The 17,361-nt window shown below is 46.7% G+C and carries 10 protein-coding genes; 9 read left to right on the top strand and 1 reads right to left on the bottom strand.

Annotation, left to right across the window (positions count from 1 at the left end; translation table 11 throughout):
* Nucleotides 1-2 precede the first annotated feature (2 nt).
* The 3 genes from QUA13_RS11160 to QUA13_RS11150 all read left to right on the top strand — a co-directional run bounded on the left by QUA13_RS11160 (nucleotide 3) and on the right by QUA13_RS11150 (nucleotide 1,041).
* Entirely contained in the window at nucleotides 3-215 is a 213-nt protein-coding gene (locus tag QUA13_RS11160; protein WP_333198361.1) for a hypothetical protein, read from the top strand.
* A gap of 10 nt (nucleotides 216-225) precedes the next feature.
* On the top strand, nucleotides 226-375 hold the full coding sequence (locus QUA13_RS11155; protein ID WP_333198359.1) for a hypothetical protein: 150 nt from the start codon (nucleotides 226-228) through the stop codon (nucleotides 373-375).
* Between the two features lie 246 nt (nucleotides 376-621).
* Nucleotides 622-1,041, top strand: a complete 420-nt coding sequence (locus tag QUA13_RS11150; protein ID WP_333198358.1) for a slr1601 family putative cell division protein — start codon at nucleotides 622-624, stop codon at nucleotides 1,039-1,041.
* 213 nt (nucleotides 1,042-1,254) lie between these two features.
* On the opposite strand, the gene ctpA is transcribed toward QUA13_RS11150, so the two are convergent.
* Nucleotides 1,255-2,493, bottom strand: a complete 1,239-nt coding sequence (gene ctpA / locus QUA13_RS11145) for a carboxyl-terminal processing protease CtpA (RefSeq protein WP_333198357.1) — start codon at nucleotides 2,491-2,493, stop codon at nucleotides 1,255-1,257.
* Between the two features lie 588 nt (nucleotides 2,494-3,081).
* Here ctpA and petB point away from each other — a divergent pair.
* The 6 genes from petB to QUA13_RS11115 all read left to right on the top strand — a co-directional run.
* Entirely contained in the window at nucleotides 3,082-3,750 is a 669-nt protein-coding gene (petB, locus tag QUA13_RS11140; RefSeq protein WP_172190423.1) for a cytochrome b6, read from the top strand.
* A gap of 182 nt (nucleotides 3,751-3,932) precedes the next feature.
* Entirely contained in the window at nucleotides 3,933-4,415 is a 483-nt protein-coding gene (petD, locus tag QUA13_RS11135; protein WP_172190422.1) for a cytochrome b6-f complex subunit IV, read from the top strand.
* Nucleotides 4,416-4,914: 499 nt separating this feature from the next.
* On the top strand, nucleotides 4,915-5,811 hold the full coding sequence (locus QUA13_RS11130) for a helix-turn-helix transcriptional regulator (RefSeq protein ID WP_333198356.1): 897 nt from the start codon (nucleotides 4,915-4,917) through the stop codon (nucleotides 5,809-5,811).
* A 378-nt stretch (nucleotides 5,812-6,189) separates the two neighbouring features.
* Nucleotides 6,190-14,007, top strand: coding sequence for a DUF7948 domain-containing protein (locus QUA13_RS11125; protein ID WP_333198355.1), 7,818 nt, complete (start codon nucleotides 6,190-6,192; stop codon nucleotides 14,005-14,007).
* Nucleotides 14,008-14,161: 154 nt separating this feature from the next.
* Nucleotides 14,162-14,656 carry a hypothetical protein gene (locus tag QUA13_RS11120; RefSeq protein WP_333198354.1) on the top strand — a complete coding sequence of 165 codons (495 nt, stop codon included), beginning with the start codon at nucleotides 14,162-14,164 and terminating at the stop codon, nucleotides 14,654-14,656.
* A gap of 71 nt (nucleotides 14,657-14,727) precedes the next feature.
* On the top strand, nucleotides 14,728-17,361 hold a 2,634-nt coding region (locus QUA13_RS11115; protein WP_333198353.1), incomplete at its 3' end, for an FG-GAP-like repeat-containing protein.

The following is a 17,361-nucleotide window of genomic DNA, read 5'->3' as shown; positions in this document are numbered from 1 at the left end:
AAATGCCTCTGCGTTCATCTGCGGTTTCCTTCTTGCATCAAAGATTGATGCAATCTTGTCTCATCATTCAGCAATCATGGGCGAGTAATGCGATTGTCGCCATTGAGGATTTGACCAAAATCCGAGAGCGGACTAATCAGATGTCCCGCACCAAAACAGAACGCAGACGTTCTAATAGTTGGGCGTTGTATCAGTTGCCACAATTCCTTGATTAGAAAGCTATTGATGCTAGGCTTGAAGTTCGCTATCAATCCCCGCTACACGAGTCAAACCTGCGATCGATGTCTGCACATCCATCCGGCTGGCGTGAATCCTATCGGATCGGAAAAAGCTTTAAAGGCGGACATTGTGGCTGGCATGGCGATGCTGATTTGAATGGTGCGAAGATGATTAAATTATTTGGGTTGTCTGTAAACCGACTTGAAGGCAACAAGCTATTCTTTAGCTTGAGGGCTGTTGAAAGCCGCCGCTAACGGCTAACCGCGGTTAGCGGTGGGTAGTTTACTCAGTCTCAAAAATCTTGGCTGTCAGCACCCTGACAAACCGGGGGGGTGTGCGTTAAGCTCAGAATTTTCTGTTTTCAGCTCTAAAACCTCAGTCTCAGGTATTTGAAAAAAAATTATGCAAGCGATTCAACCCACCGTTACTCCACTGCGACCTGTAAAAAACTCCCCTCGGGTTGCTCCTCGTCGCAGCAGCAGCCGCCAGCGTTCCTACCCTCACCAAACGCTCGGCGCCGAAACAGGAGTCAAGTTATCAGTCAACATCGTACTTTCAGTCTGTGCCGCTTCTGCTTTTATTCAGCTTTGGCCTCACTACCGGGCCGTGCAAGAAAAATTGCACGAAATCCAAGCTGAAGTCAATCTTACCCAAGGGCGAGTCGATCGATCGCGATCGGAGTTTAACCGCTACTTTGACCCCAGTCTTGCTAAAACTGTGATGCAAGAGCAAAGCAATCAAGCTGACCCCCAGCAGCGTCCGGTGATTTTGCAGGAACCCGAGGTACTAGAAGCCGACGAGGAATCAACCCCGCAACCTTAAGGGAAGGGGAGTTTTGGGTTTTGATATCGCGTCCGATAGGATCATTCTTGTATGTCATTGCTTCGTACAGCGAACAATGACAGATGAATCTGTCGGACGTGATATGACTTTTGAGTTAAAGAGTTTTTAGGATCGTTCTTGTCTGTCATTGCGACCGAAACTCAGACCTGTGTATTGACGCCATGCTGCAAGCTCAAAACTTCAAACTCCGGCTTATACTGACTTGGCCAGCACGGTTGTTTCTTTCAGTAGTTGCAGTGCAGCTTGATATTGCAAGTCTGCTGCGGTGCCGATTTGATCGCGCGCAATGGATTCCAAAGGCACGACCCGATCGGGCGAAATCCCCAGTTTGTTAATATCTGTGTGGTTCGGCGTCTCGTACTTAGCAACTGTCACGGCTAACCCGGAACCGTCAGACAAATCAAACAGCGACTGAATCAGCCCTTTACCAAAAGTCTTTTCTCCGACCAGTTGAGCTCTGCCGTTATCTTGCAGCGCACCAGCCAAAATTTCGCTAGCACTGGCACTTCCCTTGTTCACCAAAACAATCAGCGGATCGCCAGTCAAGGCCTGTCCTGAGGCTTCAAAACTGCCGAGAATGCCTTGTCGGTTAACCGTGTAGACGATCGTCCCAGAGTCGAGCCACAAGCGGGCAATTTCAATCCCTGCTTGCAACAGTCCGCCCGGGTTGTTTCGCAGGTCGAGAATGTAGGCGGCGGCTCCTTGTTTTTCCAAGCTGTCGATCGCGCGAGCGACTTCCTCAGTGGCGTTAGCGCTGAATTGACTGAGGCGAATGTAGCCCACCGGTAAATTGTCCGCCCCCGACTGCAATTCGGCGTAAACCGGATTCAGAGCAATGCGATCGCGCACTAGCTTAATTTCCTCAGCAGCATCCCTTCCCTCGCGCCCCAAGGTCAAGGTAACGGGAGTGCCGATGCGGCCGCGCATTCGAGTTGCGGCTTCGTCTAGGCTCAATTCTGAGGTAGGAGTGCCATCAATTTTCAGAATGCGATCGAGGGGTTGGATGCCGGCTTTATCCGCCGGTGAGCCGGCCAAAGGAGCCACCACTGTTAGGGTATTTGTCTGGGGGTCGATCGCAATTTGCAGCCCAACTCCCGTCAATTCTCCGGAAGTGTTGACCTGCAAACTGCGGTACTGTTCGGGTTTCAGCAGTCGAGTGAAGGGGTCGTCGAGATTCGCCAGCATCCCCTGAATAGCCGTGTAAGTCTGCTGTCTGTCGTTGAGCGGTTGCTTGACAGCTTTTTCGCGAATCGACCACCAGTTTTTAGAGTTGAATTTGTCATCCACATAAGAGCGATTGACAATTCGCCAAGCTTCGCTCAAAAGCTGCTGTTCTGGAGTTAGAGCCGCCGCAGGCCCGGCCCACGGGCCTAGAACCAGGGCGACTTGGAGGAAAAGTAAAATAGCAATCTGGAAAACTCGTCTGTGCATGATTTTTCTGTAAAAGATAGGCAAGTATTGCATCTCCTGTATTTTAAGTTTGTAGGCTTTTAAGCTTTTGCGCATTTAAATATCCCCAAAGGATTCGGCATTCGTCAAACCTCCGCCGCCAACAAAAAATTAGTTAAATGTAACATTTAATCGCAAAATTAGTGAAGTTTTATCATTAATATTAAAATTAACGCCCCAGCGACCCGCTGGCCGGCTCGGACTTTAGTCCTCCGCTCGGCTCTTGGCTGTATGCCAGCTTGGGGCGAATGTTGAGCTTGCAGAAAATGGTATTTGAGACTCGGCAAAAGCATCGCTCGCGTGAAATTTGCACAGCAATTATGTTACATTTTTTATCACAGTCTGGAATTCGATCGGGCAACGCCAGCGAGTAGGGACAAGCCACCGCTTAGTTTCCCAGGGCTTGCAGGCGATCGCACAATAGAGTTCCTTTCGTCAGCTCCAAATTTAAAAAATAGCCTCAGGCATTTGCTAGTAAAAGCAAGCTGCTCGGCGCGGGGCGACAAAAAACCTTGTGGCTGCTGCCCTGAACCTCAACCACAGCAATATTCTTTTAGGAATTCTGGCTCCATGTTTTCTAAACAAATCACCGACTCAAAAACCTACCAGTGGTTTGAGGAACGCCTGGAAATTCAGGCGCTCGCCGACGACATCACTACGAAGTACGTACCCCCGCACGTCAATATTTTCTACTGCTTGGGCGGAATTACTCTGGTTTGCTTTCTGATCCAGTTTGCCACCGGATTCGCCATGACCTTCTATTACCGTCCTACGGTAGCAGAAGCTTTTTCTTCAGTGCAATACCTGATGAATGAAGTCAACTTCGGCTGGCTGATCCGCTCCATCCACCGCTGGTCTGCCAGCATGATGGTACTGATGATGATTTTGCACACCTTCCGGGTTTACCTGACCGGCGGCTTCAAAAAGCCCCGCGAGTTAACCTGGGTGACAGGAGTAATCTTGGCAGTCATCACTGTTTCTTTCGGCGTGACCGGCTATTCGCTGCCTTGGGATCAAATTGGTTACTGGGCGGTTAAAATCGTTTCGGGCGTCCCCGAAGCCATCCCGTTTGTCGGCTCTTTGATGGTTGAACTGCTGCGTGGCGGTGTCAGCGTCGGTCAAGGCACTTTGACTCGCTACTACAGCTTGCACACTTTTGTGTTGCCTTGGCTGATTGTAGTATTCATGCTGGCTCACTTCTTGATGATTCGCAAGCAAGGTATCTCTGGCCCGTTGTAAGTTTTGAGTTGTGGGGGCGGTATTTTTTTGCCCCCCGCTGCATTTTGAGTGGAAAATTCAGAATTCATCACTCATGATATTTATTTACGGTCAATACTTCCTGCGATCGCGCCGCTGATTCAGACTAACGAATACAGCGGAATCCCAGGCCCGGGTAAAACTAAAAGGAGAACACTCTCACTATGTCTATTATCAAAAAACCAGATTTGAGCGATCCAGACCTCCGCGCTAAGCTCGCTAAGGGCATGGGTCACAACTATTACGGCGAACCAGCTTGGCCTAATGACTTGCTCTACGTTTTCCCTATAGTAATCATGGGAACGTTTGCTCTTTGCGTCGGTTTGGCTGTACTCGACCCGGCTTTGGTTGGAGAACCGGCTGATCCTTTTGCTACTCCGCTGGAAATTCTGCCGGAATGGTATTTGTGGCCTGTGTTCCAACTCCTGCGGGTTTTGCCTAACAAATTGTTGGGTATTGCTTGCATGGCTGCTGTTCCCCTTGGCTTGATTTTGATTCCGTTCATCGAAAGCGTTAACAAGTTTCAAAATCCGTTCCGCCGCCCTGTTGCTACTACTGTTTTCCTGTTGGGAACTGCGGTAACTCTATGGTTGGGTATTGGTGCTATTTTCCCGATCGACAAATCTTTCACGCTGGGTCTTTTCTAAGATTTAAGTTTGCTTGATTTTGACGCCTGCGGATTTTCTGTAAAGTGCTTTTGTACTGGTGGAAGACTTTAGCGGGCGTCATTAGATTTTAGATTTTAGATTTTAGATTTTAGATTGAAGAATTGGGAATTTTAGAATTGGGGATTTTAGAATTGGGGATTTTACATTGATCTTTCTAAAAGTTAATAATTATCAGTAATTAATTGTAAGCTGAGGCGCATCTAAATTTGACAATCAAATCCGAGCAAATTGTTGTGGGGTGGGGGTCCCGCCTGCCCAAAATACAATTTAGATGCGTAGCAGCTTAGGCGCAACGGCTGGTATGAAAGTGCCGATTATTGATCGACCCTCCAACGCCCTAGGGTCAAATTCCATTAATTTTTATTGCCAAATCTTGACAAACAGACCGAGAGTATGTAGCGTAAGCCGTGAGTATCTTTTGTATAACTTGAAGGACTTTAGACCTATAGAATAATAGCAACTGTCCCAGGTGCAAGCTATGTCCCCAGAGAAAGCATTAATTCTTGATTTTGCCCAGACAGACGCGATGAAATCGATTCTCCCCCATCCCGCAATCCTGTCGAGTCACGGGGCCAACTGGGAGGGAATTCATGTCGAATATCACCATCAGCCGCCAAGCGAATCCCCCGAACACTGTCTGCAACAGCACAGCATTGGCATGATACTCTCTTCAACTATCGGGGGAGCCAAACTGAACGGGAAACACTACGGTAGCGAACCCTGCCATAGTGGACAGATTTTTATCGCTGCTGCTGGTACTGATTACCACCCCTATGCAGTCGAAGACCATGAATTTATTGCGATCGCTCTTGAACCTACCGACTTCGACAATACAGTTTACGAATCGACAAATTCCAATCAGATTGAAATTATACCGCACTGGCAAATCCGCGATCCATTGATTATCGGAATTGGTTGGGCCCTCAAAACCGAACTCGCATCAGGTGGATTAAACGGTACTCTTTATGTCGATGCACTGAAAAACGCGCTTTCACTTCATATACTGCACCGCTATTGTGCACAAAAGACCAAGATGCGAGATTTTGAAGGCGGTTTTGACCCTCACAAATTACAAATAGTTATTAATTACATTAATGATTACATACAAAGAGATTTGCACTTAACTGAACTTGCTAATTTAGTGCAGATGAGTCCTTATTATTTCGGTCGTTTGTTTAAACAATCAATTGGAGTCACGCCCCATCAGTACGTGATTCAGTGCCGGATTGAAAAAGCTAAACAGTTGTTAAAAAGGCAAGATTTATCAATAACCTATATCTCGCAGCAAGTCGGGTTTCACGACCAAAGTCACTTTAGTAAAACTTTCTGCAAAATTGTCGGTTTGACTCCTAAGAAATATCGCGATCGACTTTAATATTAGCAAAAGTACACAACGCCGTCTTCTGTCCCTACATATAATATTTATTATCCATTCGTAGGGACACGGCAATGCCCTTTCCTTGACAATCTCGTGTTCCGCAACCACAGGACACAACGCCGTGTTGTGTCCCTACATATAATATTTATTATCCCATTTGTAGGGACACGGCACTGCCGTGTCCTTAACAAGGCTATGTCCTTTTGTATGAGATATTATACCGAGCCCGTAGGCGTTGTTACAATTTTTAATCAAAAACCGAGAAATTGCGCAAGAAAATTGTATTTTTCGCAAATTTTCCGCAAGAATTTACAATACAGCCGAGCTCGTAGTTTAGTAGACTTTCTGGCATAACATAAACCAGGGGTACCAGCTATGAATTCTCAAAATCAACAGGCATCTTACGGTCAAATTCCCTTAAGTTTTATTGCAAATGCTGGACAAACTGACCCTAATGTGAAATTCCAGGTGAAAGGTGCCGGTCACAGCATCTTTTTTACTCCAAACGAAATTTCTTTCGTCGCTTTCCAGCAACCCAATGAACCGGGCAACCCAGCCACAAATTCTTCAATTGTCCGCAGCAGCTTAGCCAACAGCAACCCGAATCCCACAATTTCCGGGCTGGAACAATTGCCTGGAGTTGCTAACTTTCTTTTAGGCGAAGATTCTAGTCAATGGCAGACTAATGTGCCTACTTTTAACGGGGTTGTTTATCAAAACGTCTATCAAGGAATTGACCGCGTTTTCAAAGGCACAGAAGGACAACTTAAGAGCGAGTTTCTAGTTGCACCTTTTGCCGATCCGAGTCAAATTAATATCAACTATAGTGGTGTTAACGACATCAGGCTGCGTGACGATGGAGCACTGATATTAGAGACACCGCTAGGCGAATTAATTGATAACGCACCGATAGTTTATCAAGATATCAACGGAGAGCGGGTGAATGTTCCCGCCGCTTACAATTTATTAGGAAACGGTCAAGTTAATTTTAGCTTGGGAGATTTTGACCGCACTCAACCCCTAGTTATTGACCCGGTTTTAGCTTACTCCACTTACCTAGGTGGCAGCGACAATGAGAATGCCAGCCGCATCGCTGTGGATAGCACAGGTGCGGCTTACATTATTGGCACTACGCATTCTAACAATTTTCCTACTACTCCCGGTGCGTACCAAACCACGCTAGTAGGTGGAATAAGTGACATATTAGTTACCAAAATTAACCCCGAAGGAACTGCCTTAGTTTACTCTACATTTATTGGCGGTCCCAACAATGATGAAGGTTTTGACATTGCCGTAGACAGTCAAGGAAATGCTTATTTAACCGGACCAGTCAATCAGGGTTATCCAACTACAGTGGGTTCTTTTCAACCTACAGCAAATATTACGAGTGCTGCTGTAACTAAACTCAATGCGGCTGGAAATTCGTTAGTTTATTCTACTTTTTTAGGCAGTAACTTTTTCGGCGATAATTTTTTCGGCGGTAGCGGGAGTAGCCTCGGCAACGGCATTAAAGTAGACAGTAACGGTAATGCTTATGTTGTCGGGCCGACATACGGCGGTTTTCCCACCACTGACACTGCCTCCCAGTTTAATTACGGAGGCGGACTGGATGGGTTTCTTGCTAAAGTTAATCCCACCGGCAGTGCTTTAGTTTACTCTACCTACTTGGGCGGTAGCGGTACCGATGATGCTAAAGCCATTGCACTAGACAATTCTGGTAATGTCTGGGCTACCGGAAATACCAATTCGACTGACTTCCCGGGGGCAAATTTAGGCTTTCAAAATGCCATTGCAGGTGGTTATGATAATTTTGTCAGTAAATTTGACGCGAATGGTGCGCGCGCTTATTCCACTTATTTAGGTGGCAGCGGCGATGACTATGGTGCTGATATCGCTGTAGATAGTGCTGGAAATGCCTATGTTGTAGGAAATACCACTTCAACTGATTTTCCTACAGTTAATCCGATTCAAGCAGCTAATGGAGGTGGTGCTAAAGATGCTTTTGTCACCAAGATAAGTGCTAATAACTCTTTGGCTTATTCAACTTATTTGGGCGGCAGCGGAGAGGAGAATGGCGATCGCATTACTGTAGACAGTGCGGGTAATGCTTATGTGACGGGAAACACTACTTCGACTAATTTCCCGACTAAGAATGCGATTCAAAGTATCAGCGGTGGCGGGCAAGATGCTTTTATTACGAAAATCGATTCATCTGGTTCTGCCTTAGTTGATTCTACTTATCTTGGCGGCAGCGGGAACGACTTCGGTGGTGGTATTGCGGTGGATGCTTCTGGTGCAGTTTATGTAGCGGGAGGTACTGCTTCTACTAACTTCCCAACAGCAACTCCTTTGCAAGCGGCGAATGCGGGAGGTGTTTCTGATGCTTTTATTACTAAAATCATTCCTGGCGGGCCGCAGGTGAAGATTGTTGAGTCGGGCGGCAGCACTACTGTAGCAGAAAGCGGCACGACGGATACTTATACAGTGGTGTTGACTAATCAGCCTACTGCAAATGTGGCGATCGCACTCAATACCGGCACTCAAATTCAACCTATTGCTGGCATTAGTTTTACTCCAACTAACTGGTTTTTACCGCAAACGGTGACAGTCAGTGCAGTTAATGATAGCCTAGCAGAAACTTCGCCGCACAGCGGCCCGATCGCTCACACTGCTATCAGTACCGATACTAATTATAACGGGACTACTGCAAGTTTTACCGTCAATGGCACTGCTGGCAATACCGTCAATGCTAATATTACCGATAACGACACCGCAGGCGTTACCATTACTCCTACTAACACGAGTGCGAAGGAAGGTGGTGCAACGGGAAGTTATAGCGTTAAATTAAATACTCAACCGACTGCACCTGTTACGATTAACTTGGCTACAGGCAGTCAAATTCAACCAATTACCGCAGTTACTTTTACCGCTACTAATTGGAATGTCGCTCAAACTGTGGCGGTGGCTGCTGTGGATGACAATGCAGTTGAAGGAAATCATGCAGGTGCGATCGCCCATACTGCTACCAGTACCGATACTAACTATAACAGCATCACAATTCCGGCTGTTAGCGTCGCCATTACCGATAATGACACGGCAGGTTTCAGCATTGCACCTACGAACATAACTGCTACAGAAGGCGGTGCAACTGGCAGTTACAAAGTCAAGCTAACTTCGCAACCGACGGCACCGGTTACTATCAGTTTCAATACTGGCGATCAACTTAATCCGATCGCCACACCTATTACTTTTGACAGCACTAACTGGAATGTTGAGAAAACTGTCACTGTCAGTGCGATCGACGACAATGTAGCACAAGGAACCCACAGCGGCACGATTTCTCACACAGTTACGAGTACCGATGCCAATTATAACGCGAAAGTCATTCCCAATGTGACGGCATCAATTACAGATAACGATAGTCCCGGTATTTCTATTGTCCAATCAGAAGGCGAGACAGCTATTGCTGAAGGCGGTGCAACCGATAGCTACGGCCTACTTCTGACTACCGCACCTACTGCAAACGTCACGATTAATTTTGACACGGGCAGTCAAATTAATGCGATCGCACCTATCACTTTCACGCCGAATAATTGGAATGTGGCGCAAAATGTCACTGTTACGGTGATCGATGACAGCATAGCCCAAGGAACCCGCAGCGGCACGATCTCTCACACCTCTGTCAGTACAGATACTAATTATAACAACCTGACGATTTCTCCTGTGACTGCCACGATTGCTGACAACGACACGACGGGTGTGAGTATTTCACCGGAGAGCACAACTGCTACAGAAGGCGGTGCCATAGGCAGCTATACACTCAAGTTAAATTCGCAGCCAACTGCACCAGTTACTATCAGTTTTGATGCGGGAAATCAAATAAATGCGATCGGTGCAATTACCTTCGACGCTACTGACTGGAATGTTGCCAAACCCGTGACAGTAACGGCTACAGACGATGCGGTTGTGGAAGGAAATCATGCGGGGGCGATCGGGCATACTTCTACCAGTACCGATGTTAAATATAACAGCATCACAATTTCCCCTGTTAATGTCGCCATTACTGATAACGACACTGCCCCAACGCCAACCCCAACACCTCCAACTCCAACACCTCCAACTCCAACACCTCCAACCCCAACACCTCCAACACCTCCAACACCTCCAACACCTCCAACCCCAACTCCAACACCTCCAACCCCAACTCCAACACCTCCAACCCCAACTCCAACACCTCCAACTCCAACACCTCCAACCCCAACACCTCCAACTCCAACACCTCCAACACCAACACCTCCAACTCCAACACCTCCAACTCCAACACCTCCAACCCCAACACCTCCAATACCTCCAACACCTCCAACACCTCCAACACCAACCCCAACCCCAACACCTGCTGGAATTACCGTTAATCCTGTAAGTGGATTAATCACGACAGAATCAGGCCAAACCGCAACATTTAACGTTCAACTAAACAGCTTAAACCTCCCACCTACTGGCGATGTCAAAATAGATTTAGCAAGTTCCAATACAGCAGAAGGAACTGTTTACCCGCAATCGCTTACATTCAACTCTACTAATTGGAATCAGCCGCAAACATTAACGGTAACAGGCGTTGACGACTTTGCTATTGACGGTGATAAAGCTTACACCATTGTTACTAGCCCTGCTGTCAGTACGGATAACAGATTTAACGGATTAAATGCGTCCGATGTCGCTGTCACCAATAACGATAATGACAGCAATATCCCAGCACAAGACTTAGCTGAAAACACATCAGCTACAGCCCGCGTACTAAATGTAAGTTCCGATCTCAGAAACTACAGTGATTCAGTCAGTAGTAACGATCCCGATTACTACAAATTCACGATCGGTGCTAGCAATGACTTCAACTTGTCAGTCAGCGGATTTACGGGAGATATTAATCTTGAATTGCTTGACAGCAATCAAAATGTCATCTCAACTGCACAAAGTTCGGGTGCTGGCTCAAAATTAATTAACCGCATTTTGGAACACGGGACTTACAGCATTCGAGTTTCTTCAGTTAATAGCGCTCAGACTCCATACAATTTGAATTTTTCGGCTGTACCTCGTCTTGCAGGTGTCACCACTACAGGATATGAAGGCCCTGCCGTCACAAATCCGCAGTCAAATTCACCTAGCAGCCGCATTTTGCGCGGCATCAACAACAATCTACTCACTAACAATCTATCCACTTCCCTGATTGATAGCAATTTCCTCGACTCAGTGTTGTTTAGTGGTATTGGTGGTAATACTAATGCTTCAAGTTTCGTTAATAACTTCCTCCCAGCAGACTTTTCTGGTGGTTTTGACGGCAGCGGCAACGACCCATTTCATGAGAAACCTGCTAGTGTATCCAGTGCGCAAATAAATCTGGACAAATTCCGCGCCACTCCGCGTTTTTCCGGTATTGACGGCAGTGGTTTCTCTGTAGCGGTATTAGAGACTGGCATCAACTTAAACCACCCATTCTTTGGCCCTGACAGCGACTCAAACGGCATCAGCGATCGCATCGTTTATAACTACGATTTTGCCGACGGCGACGCGGATGCTAGCGACAAAGACGGACACGGATCGAACATTGCCAGCATTATTGCTTCCCAAGACCCAACGTATACAGGGATGGCACCTGGGGCTAATATTATCGGTCTCAAAATCAGAAAGGATACTATACCTGCTGGTAGTTCAGACGAAATTAATAAGTTTCCGTATGTTGAACAAGCCTTGCAGTGGGTATTGCAAAATGCAGATGCTTACAACATTGCCAGCGTTTGTATGGCATTCGGCAGCGGTGAAAATTTCCCCACCAGTCAAACTTCACTCTACGGTATTGGAGATGAACTGGCAGCATTAGCGGCAAAGAATATAATTGTTGTCTCTTCATCAGGCAACCGTTACTTCCCGTATCAGGATAAGCCTCCAGGTGTAAACTACCCTTCAGCAGATCCGAATTCGCTGTCGGTTGGCGCGGTATATAATTCCGACATTGGTTCTTTCTCTTTGGGAGAATATTTTGCGAATAAGCCTGGTGAGACTGGGAAATTGGTAACAGCAAATACCACTGCTGCCGATCGCATTGCTCCTTTTTCTCAGCGTAACGGCACATTAACCACAGTTTTTGCACCAGGAGCACCCATCACCGGGGCTGGCAAAGATGGCGATATAAACGAGAGAAGCACCTATCACGGGGCTAGTCAAGCTACAGCCCACATTAGTGGCATTGCAGCATTAGCCCAACAGTTAGCACAGCAAGAATTAGGCCGCCGACTGACACCAACCGAGTTCGCCAAACTTTTGAAACAAACCGGTGTCACTATCAACGACGGCGACGATGAAAAGGATAACGTTAAGCATACCGGTCTTAATTTCAAGCGCGTCGATGTGCTGGCTTTGGGTGAAGCTATTGCTGGAGGAGGTGTTGTTCAGAACCGTCCGCCACAAGAGAAGATTCATTTAGCCTATTACTATAAGGAGTTTAATCAAGACATTCAAAATGTCTACACCGATCCGGATGGCGACTTAATCTCCTACCAATTAACTCTAGAGGATGGCAGTCCTTTAAACAGCACTCCCAACAGTAGTGGGCTGATATTCGATTTCGACTCTAACCAGAACACCATCAAACTTATTGTCACTCCCCGAACACGTTTTGTAACACCCTTTAAGGTGAAGTTAACCGCCACTGACCCTGCCGGTGCTAGCAGTTCTCAGATATTCAAGATAACGAAAGTTAACGGTCGCTGGGTAATTGATAATTACATTGCAGGTGCTCAGGTATTTTTGGATGCCAATAAAAATGGTGCTTTCGATGCTAATGAACCATCAACTAATACTGACGGTAACGGTGTATTTAATCTCGATTTTCCCTTTGAGACTTTCGACAAAAATCAAAATGGGGAAATTGACTCAAATGAAGGCAATTTAGTGGCTTTTGGCGGAATTGATACTGCTACGGGTTTGCCTTTAGAAACGCCTGTTACCGCACCTGCTGACGCTACTGTGGTCACGCTGTTAACTACTCTGATGGTGGACTTGATAGATAAGGGAATTGAGAGCGATCGGGCAGAATCTCTCATCAAATCTGCTCTTGCCATTCCTGCTGATGTTCCGATCGCAGATTTCGATCCGATCGCAGCCACCAACGACACCGAACCGGGCGGCGTCGCAACTTTGGCAGCAATGGTAAAAGTTCAAAACGTCATCACTCAAACTGCTGCTTTGATTGACGGTGCTTCCAGTGCAGCTACTAACGAAATTGTCAAGGCTGTTGTCAGTTCAATTACGAGTCAAATTCAATCGGGCACGGTTTTAAACCTCAGTAACGCAGCCGCTTTAGAAACAATAATTCAGCAAGCTGCCGCGAAAGTCCAGCAGATTGACCCCAATTTCAACAGTCAAAAAGTCACCTCAATTACTTCGCAAGCTGCGACTGTAATGGCAACAGGAAATCAGCGCATTGATTCTGCTGTCTCCAACCCAACAGGAACATCAATTCCTGAATCAGTAGCCCGCGTCCAACAAGTAACTTTGGGCCCAACTACTCAAGACTTCAAAGAAGTTGGTGCGGGAACTAAGACAATTTCCCAAGTAGTTACTGAGAATACTGGTGCTGCTTTAGATACCAAAATTCAAGCTGTGATATTACCTGCTGGGATTGCAACTCCTGTTGTCACCGGCGACGCAGATTTGGGCAGCAATTCCCCCGATAGAATTCTTGGTACAAATGGCGATGATACCCTGACTGGCGACAGTCCAAATAATGTTTTGCTGGGTCTGAGGGGCAATGATTCGCTAGACGGTGCGGTTGGGAATGACACTGTTTTCGGCGGCAAAGGTAACGATACTTTGCTAGGCGGTAGCGGTGATGATATCTTGTTTGGCAATCGCGGTGACGATTTGCTGAATGGCGGTTTGGGAAGTGATAGTTTGACGGGAGGGAATGGGGTAGATAAATTCTTGCTATCTACCAATTCCGGTACTGATACTATTACTGACTTTGAAGTTGGTAAAGACTTGTTAGTTTTGGGTAATGGTCTGACTTTCTCGCAATTGTCAATTACTCAAGAAAACAGTTCAACATTCATCCGCTTGTCAGCAACCGAAGAGATTTTAGCATCTCTGAATGGGGTGACGGCAAGTGCGATCGGTGTCGCAAATTTTGGCTCAATCTAATAGCAATAGGAATTGTGCATAAGTACCAAATAAACCGGGTTTTCTGCCCGGTTCAAGGGCTGTAACGAAGTTTGATCGTAACAAACCCGGTTTCTGACCACCCGTGCCTAAGTCCCGATCGAGTAGTAGTGTATCCATCCATGAGGTTTTTGATATGAACGAAAACTCACAACCCATCTTTTTTCCTGTTTCTCGGCTTAAGTTGTTCGTGATGTCCCTAGTAACCTTCGGACTCTATCAAATTTTTTGGTTTTACAAAAACTGGCAGCTATTCAAAGCCGCAACTGGAAGCAACATTAGCCCATTTTGGAGAGCTGTTTTCAACGGTATTTTTTGTTATTCATTGATTACAAAAATTAGAAATAGGGCTAAATTGCGCGGTATTGATGCCGACTTTAGTCCATTCTTGCTAACTCTTGCTTGGTTTGGGCTTGCGCTGTGTGCCCGACTCCCAAAACCATACTTGCTAGTGAGTTTTTTCTCTGTAATAGTTTTGCTTCCAGTTCAAGAGATTGTGAATGAACTGAACTGTTTAGCAGCACCCAACCACAATCCTAACAGTCGATTTTCGGTATGGAATATATTGACAATTGCTGTGGGAGGCAGCTTGACTGTACTTGCGATCGTCGGGATACTGAGGCCAGCTTAGGTGCGATTTGCATCAGTTTCACAACTCGAAACATCAAAGATTACTGTTGTTAACTAATAGGTAAATTAATCATGTCTACTTTCAGTACCGCAACCAACTTTCCTGTCGGCACAAACCCCAATTCCGTTGTTGTCGGAGACTTTAACAAAGACGGTAAGCCAGATATCGCCACATCGAACGGCAACTCTGGCAACATCTCCATTCTGTTGGGGAATGGTACAGGTGGCTTTGGCACTGCCACCAACTTTAATGCTAACTCTCCCGGAGCTCTGGCATTAGGGGACTTTAACGGCGACGGTAACCTGGATATAGTTACACTGCCACTTAGCGGCAGCGGAGGGGAGTTTCCCACTTACCGGGCAACCATCCTGTTGGGCACAGGTACTGGCAGCTTTGGGACTCCTACTCAATTATCTGGTGATCAGTACACAAAGCCAGTGTCTGTCGTCACGGGAGATTTTGATGCTGACGGCAAGCTAGACCTAGTTATAGCAAAGGGCAATAACGTATCGATTCAGTTTGGGAATGGTGCAGGCAGCTTTACTCAGGCTCCTGCTAACTTCGATCCGGGGCCGTTTATACCACCAGTTGGAGGTGGTTTTGGGGGTTCTTATACTAACACTTTTAAAAGTGATTTTAATGTGGGGACAAATCCGCAGTCTGTCGTCACGGGAGACTTTAATGCTGATGGTAAGCTAGACTTAGCTGTAGCAAACAGTGGATCTAACAACGTATCGATCCTGTTGGGGACAGGCACTGGCAGCTTTGGAGATGTTACTAACTTTAGTGCGGGGACAAGTCCCTATTCTGTTACAGTTGGAGACTTTAACAGCGATAACAAGTCAGACTTAGCTGTAGCAAACAGTGGATCTAACAACGTATCGATCCTGTTGGGGACAGGCACTGGCAGCTTTGGGACTCCTACTAACTTTAATGCGGGGACAAGTCCTTATTCTGTTACAGTTGGAGACTTTAACAGCGATAACAAGTCAGACTTAGCTGTAGCAAACAGCGGATCTAATAATGTATCAATCCTGTTGGGAAATGGTACGGGCAGTTTTGGGACTTCTACTAACTTTGGGGCGGGGACAACTCCGTATTCCGTTGCTGCGGGGGACTTTAACGCTGACGGCAAGACAGACTTAGCTACGGCAAACAACCAATCTAATAACGTCTCGGTTCTACTGAATCTGGTGGCAAATTTCGGTGCAGCTAACTATAGTGCAATCGAAGGAAGCACCGATACGGTAGTTAATGTACCCGTAACTCTTAATGCTACTCCTGCTGTCGATGTTACAATCCCGATCGCACTTAACCCCAGCAGTACAGCTACCCCAGATTCAGACTACACTTTTTCACCTGCCACTCTCACATTCAGTGCAGGTACCAACACCCTCACTCAGAATGTTGCTGTCACTGTCAAAGCTGACAATATCCCAGAGAACGCCGAAACAGCGGTGTTCAGCTTTGGTACGATTACTGATGGGATTGCAGGTACAACAAAAGAAACAACACTAACTATTGCGGCTAATGATGCTATAGATTACGCCATTGCTGCCGGTACTGCCAGCATCGCCGAAGGCAACAGCGGCACTACTCCCGTTACTTTTACCGTGACTCGCAGTGGCGGGATTGATACTGCCAGCAGTGTAACTTATGCAATTGGAGGAACTGCTACAAACAGCAGCGATTACAACAATATCGGCGGCACTTCTGGGGTAACTAGCATTACTGGTACGGTTAATTTTGCGGCGGGCGAGACATCGAAAACCATTACTTTAGATGTGTTGGGCGATGCCATAATTGAACCGGATGAAACTATTACTGTTACTCTGTCAAATCCGGTTGCGCCCGGCCCGACTCCGACTATTACCGCTGTTACCGCTACAACTACGATCGGTAATGATGACACTGCCGGAGTCACCATCAATCCTGCTAGCGGATTAGTGACGACAGAAGCAGGCGACAGCGCTACATTTACCGTTCAACTTAACAGTCAACCCAGTGCTAATGTTAGCCTTGGTTTGAGCAGTTCCAATCCCGCCGAAGCAACAGTTTCCAGCAACAGTTTAAGTTTCACTCCCGCTAACTGGAATCAACCGCAAACGGTAACGGTGACAGGTGTTGACGACAGCGCCGCTGATGGCAGTAAAACTTACAATATTGTCACTGCTGCGACTGTCAGTACCGACACTAATTACAGCAATCTCAATCCCGATGATGTCAGCGCCAGCAACAGCGATAATGAAACTCCTGGCCTTACGATTAATCCTACCAGCACGATTGCGACTGAAGGCGGCGCAACCGGAAGTTACAGGGTTCAGTTAAATACTCAACCAACAGCACCTGTTACCATTAACTTAGCTACAGGCAGTCAACTTCAACCAATTACTGCCCTTACTTTTACCGCGACTAATTGGAATGTCGCTCAAACTGTTGCGGTTGCTGCTGTAGACGACAATGCAGTTGAAGGAAATCATGCGGGTGCGATCGACCATACTGCTACCAGTAGCGATGTTAATTATAACAGCATCACAATTTCACCTGTTAGCGTCGCCATTACTGATAACGACAATACGCCGACACCAACCCCAACTCCTGCAACCCCAACCCCAACTCCAACTCCTGCAACCCCAACTCCAACTCCTGCAACCCCAACTCCAACTCCTGCAACCCCAACTCCAACTCCTGCAACCCCAACTCCA

The organism is Microcoleus sp. S28C3, assembly GCF_036700785.1.
Taxonomy (GTDB): Bacteria; Cyanobacteriota; Cyanobacteriia; order Cyanobacteriales; family Microcoleaceae; genus Microcoleus; species Microcoleus asticus.
Note: the sequence above shows the minus strand (reverse complement) of the source record. Positions and strands in the feature narration are given on the sequence as shown.

Coding starts and splice junctions, on each gene's coding strand:
- QUA13_RS11160 (WP_333198361.1), top strand. CDS start 3: ATGCCTCTGCGTTCATCTGCGGTTTCCTTCTTGCATCAAAGATTGATG.
- QUA13_RS11155 (WP_333198359.1), top strand. CDS start 226: ATGCTAGGCTTGAAGTTCGCTATCAATCCCCGCTACACGAGTCAAACC.
- QUA13_RS11150 (WP_333198358.1), top strand. CDS start 622: ATGCAAGCGATTCAACCCACCGTTACTCCACTGCGACCTGTAAAAAAC.
- ctpA (WP_333198357.1), bottom strand. CDS start 2,493: ATGCACAGACGAGTTTTCCAGATTGCTATTTTACTTTTCCTCCAAGTC.
- petB (WP_172190423.1), top strand. CDS start 3,082: ATGTTTTCTAAACAAATCACCGACTCAAAAACCTACCAGTGGTTTGAG.
- petD (WP_172190422.1), top strand. CDS start 3,933: ATGTCTATTATCAAAAAACCAGATTTGAGCGATCCAGACCTCCGCGCT.
- QUA13_RS11130 (WP_333198356.1), top strand. CDS start 4,915: ATGTCCCCAGAGAAAGCATTAATTCTTGATTTTGCCCAGACAGACGCG.
- QUA13_RS11125 (WP_333198355.1), top strand. CDS start 6,190: ATGAATTCTCAAAATCAACAGGCATCTTACGGTCAAATTCCCTTAAGT.
- QUA13_RS11120 (WP_333198354.1), top strand. CDS start 14,162: ATGAACGAAAACTCACAACCCATCTTTTTTCCTGTTTCTCGGCTTAAG.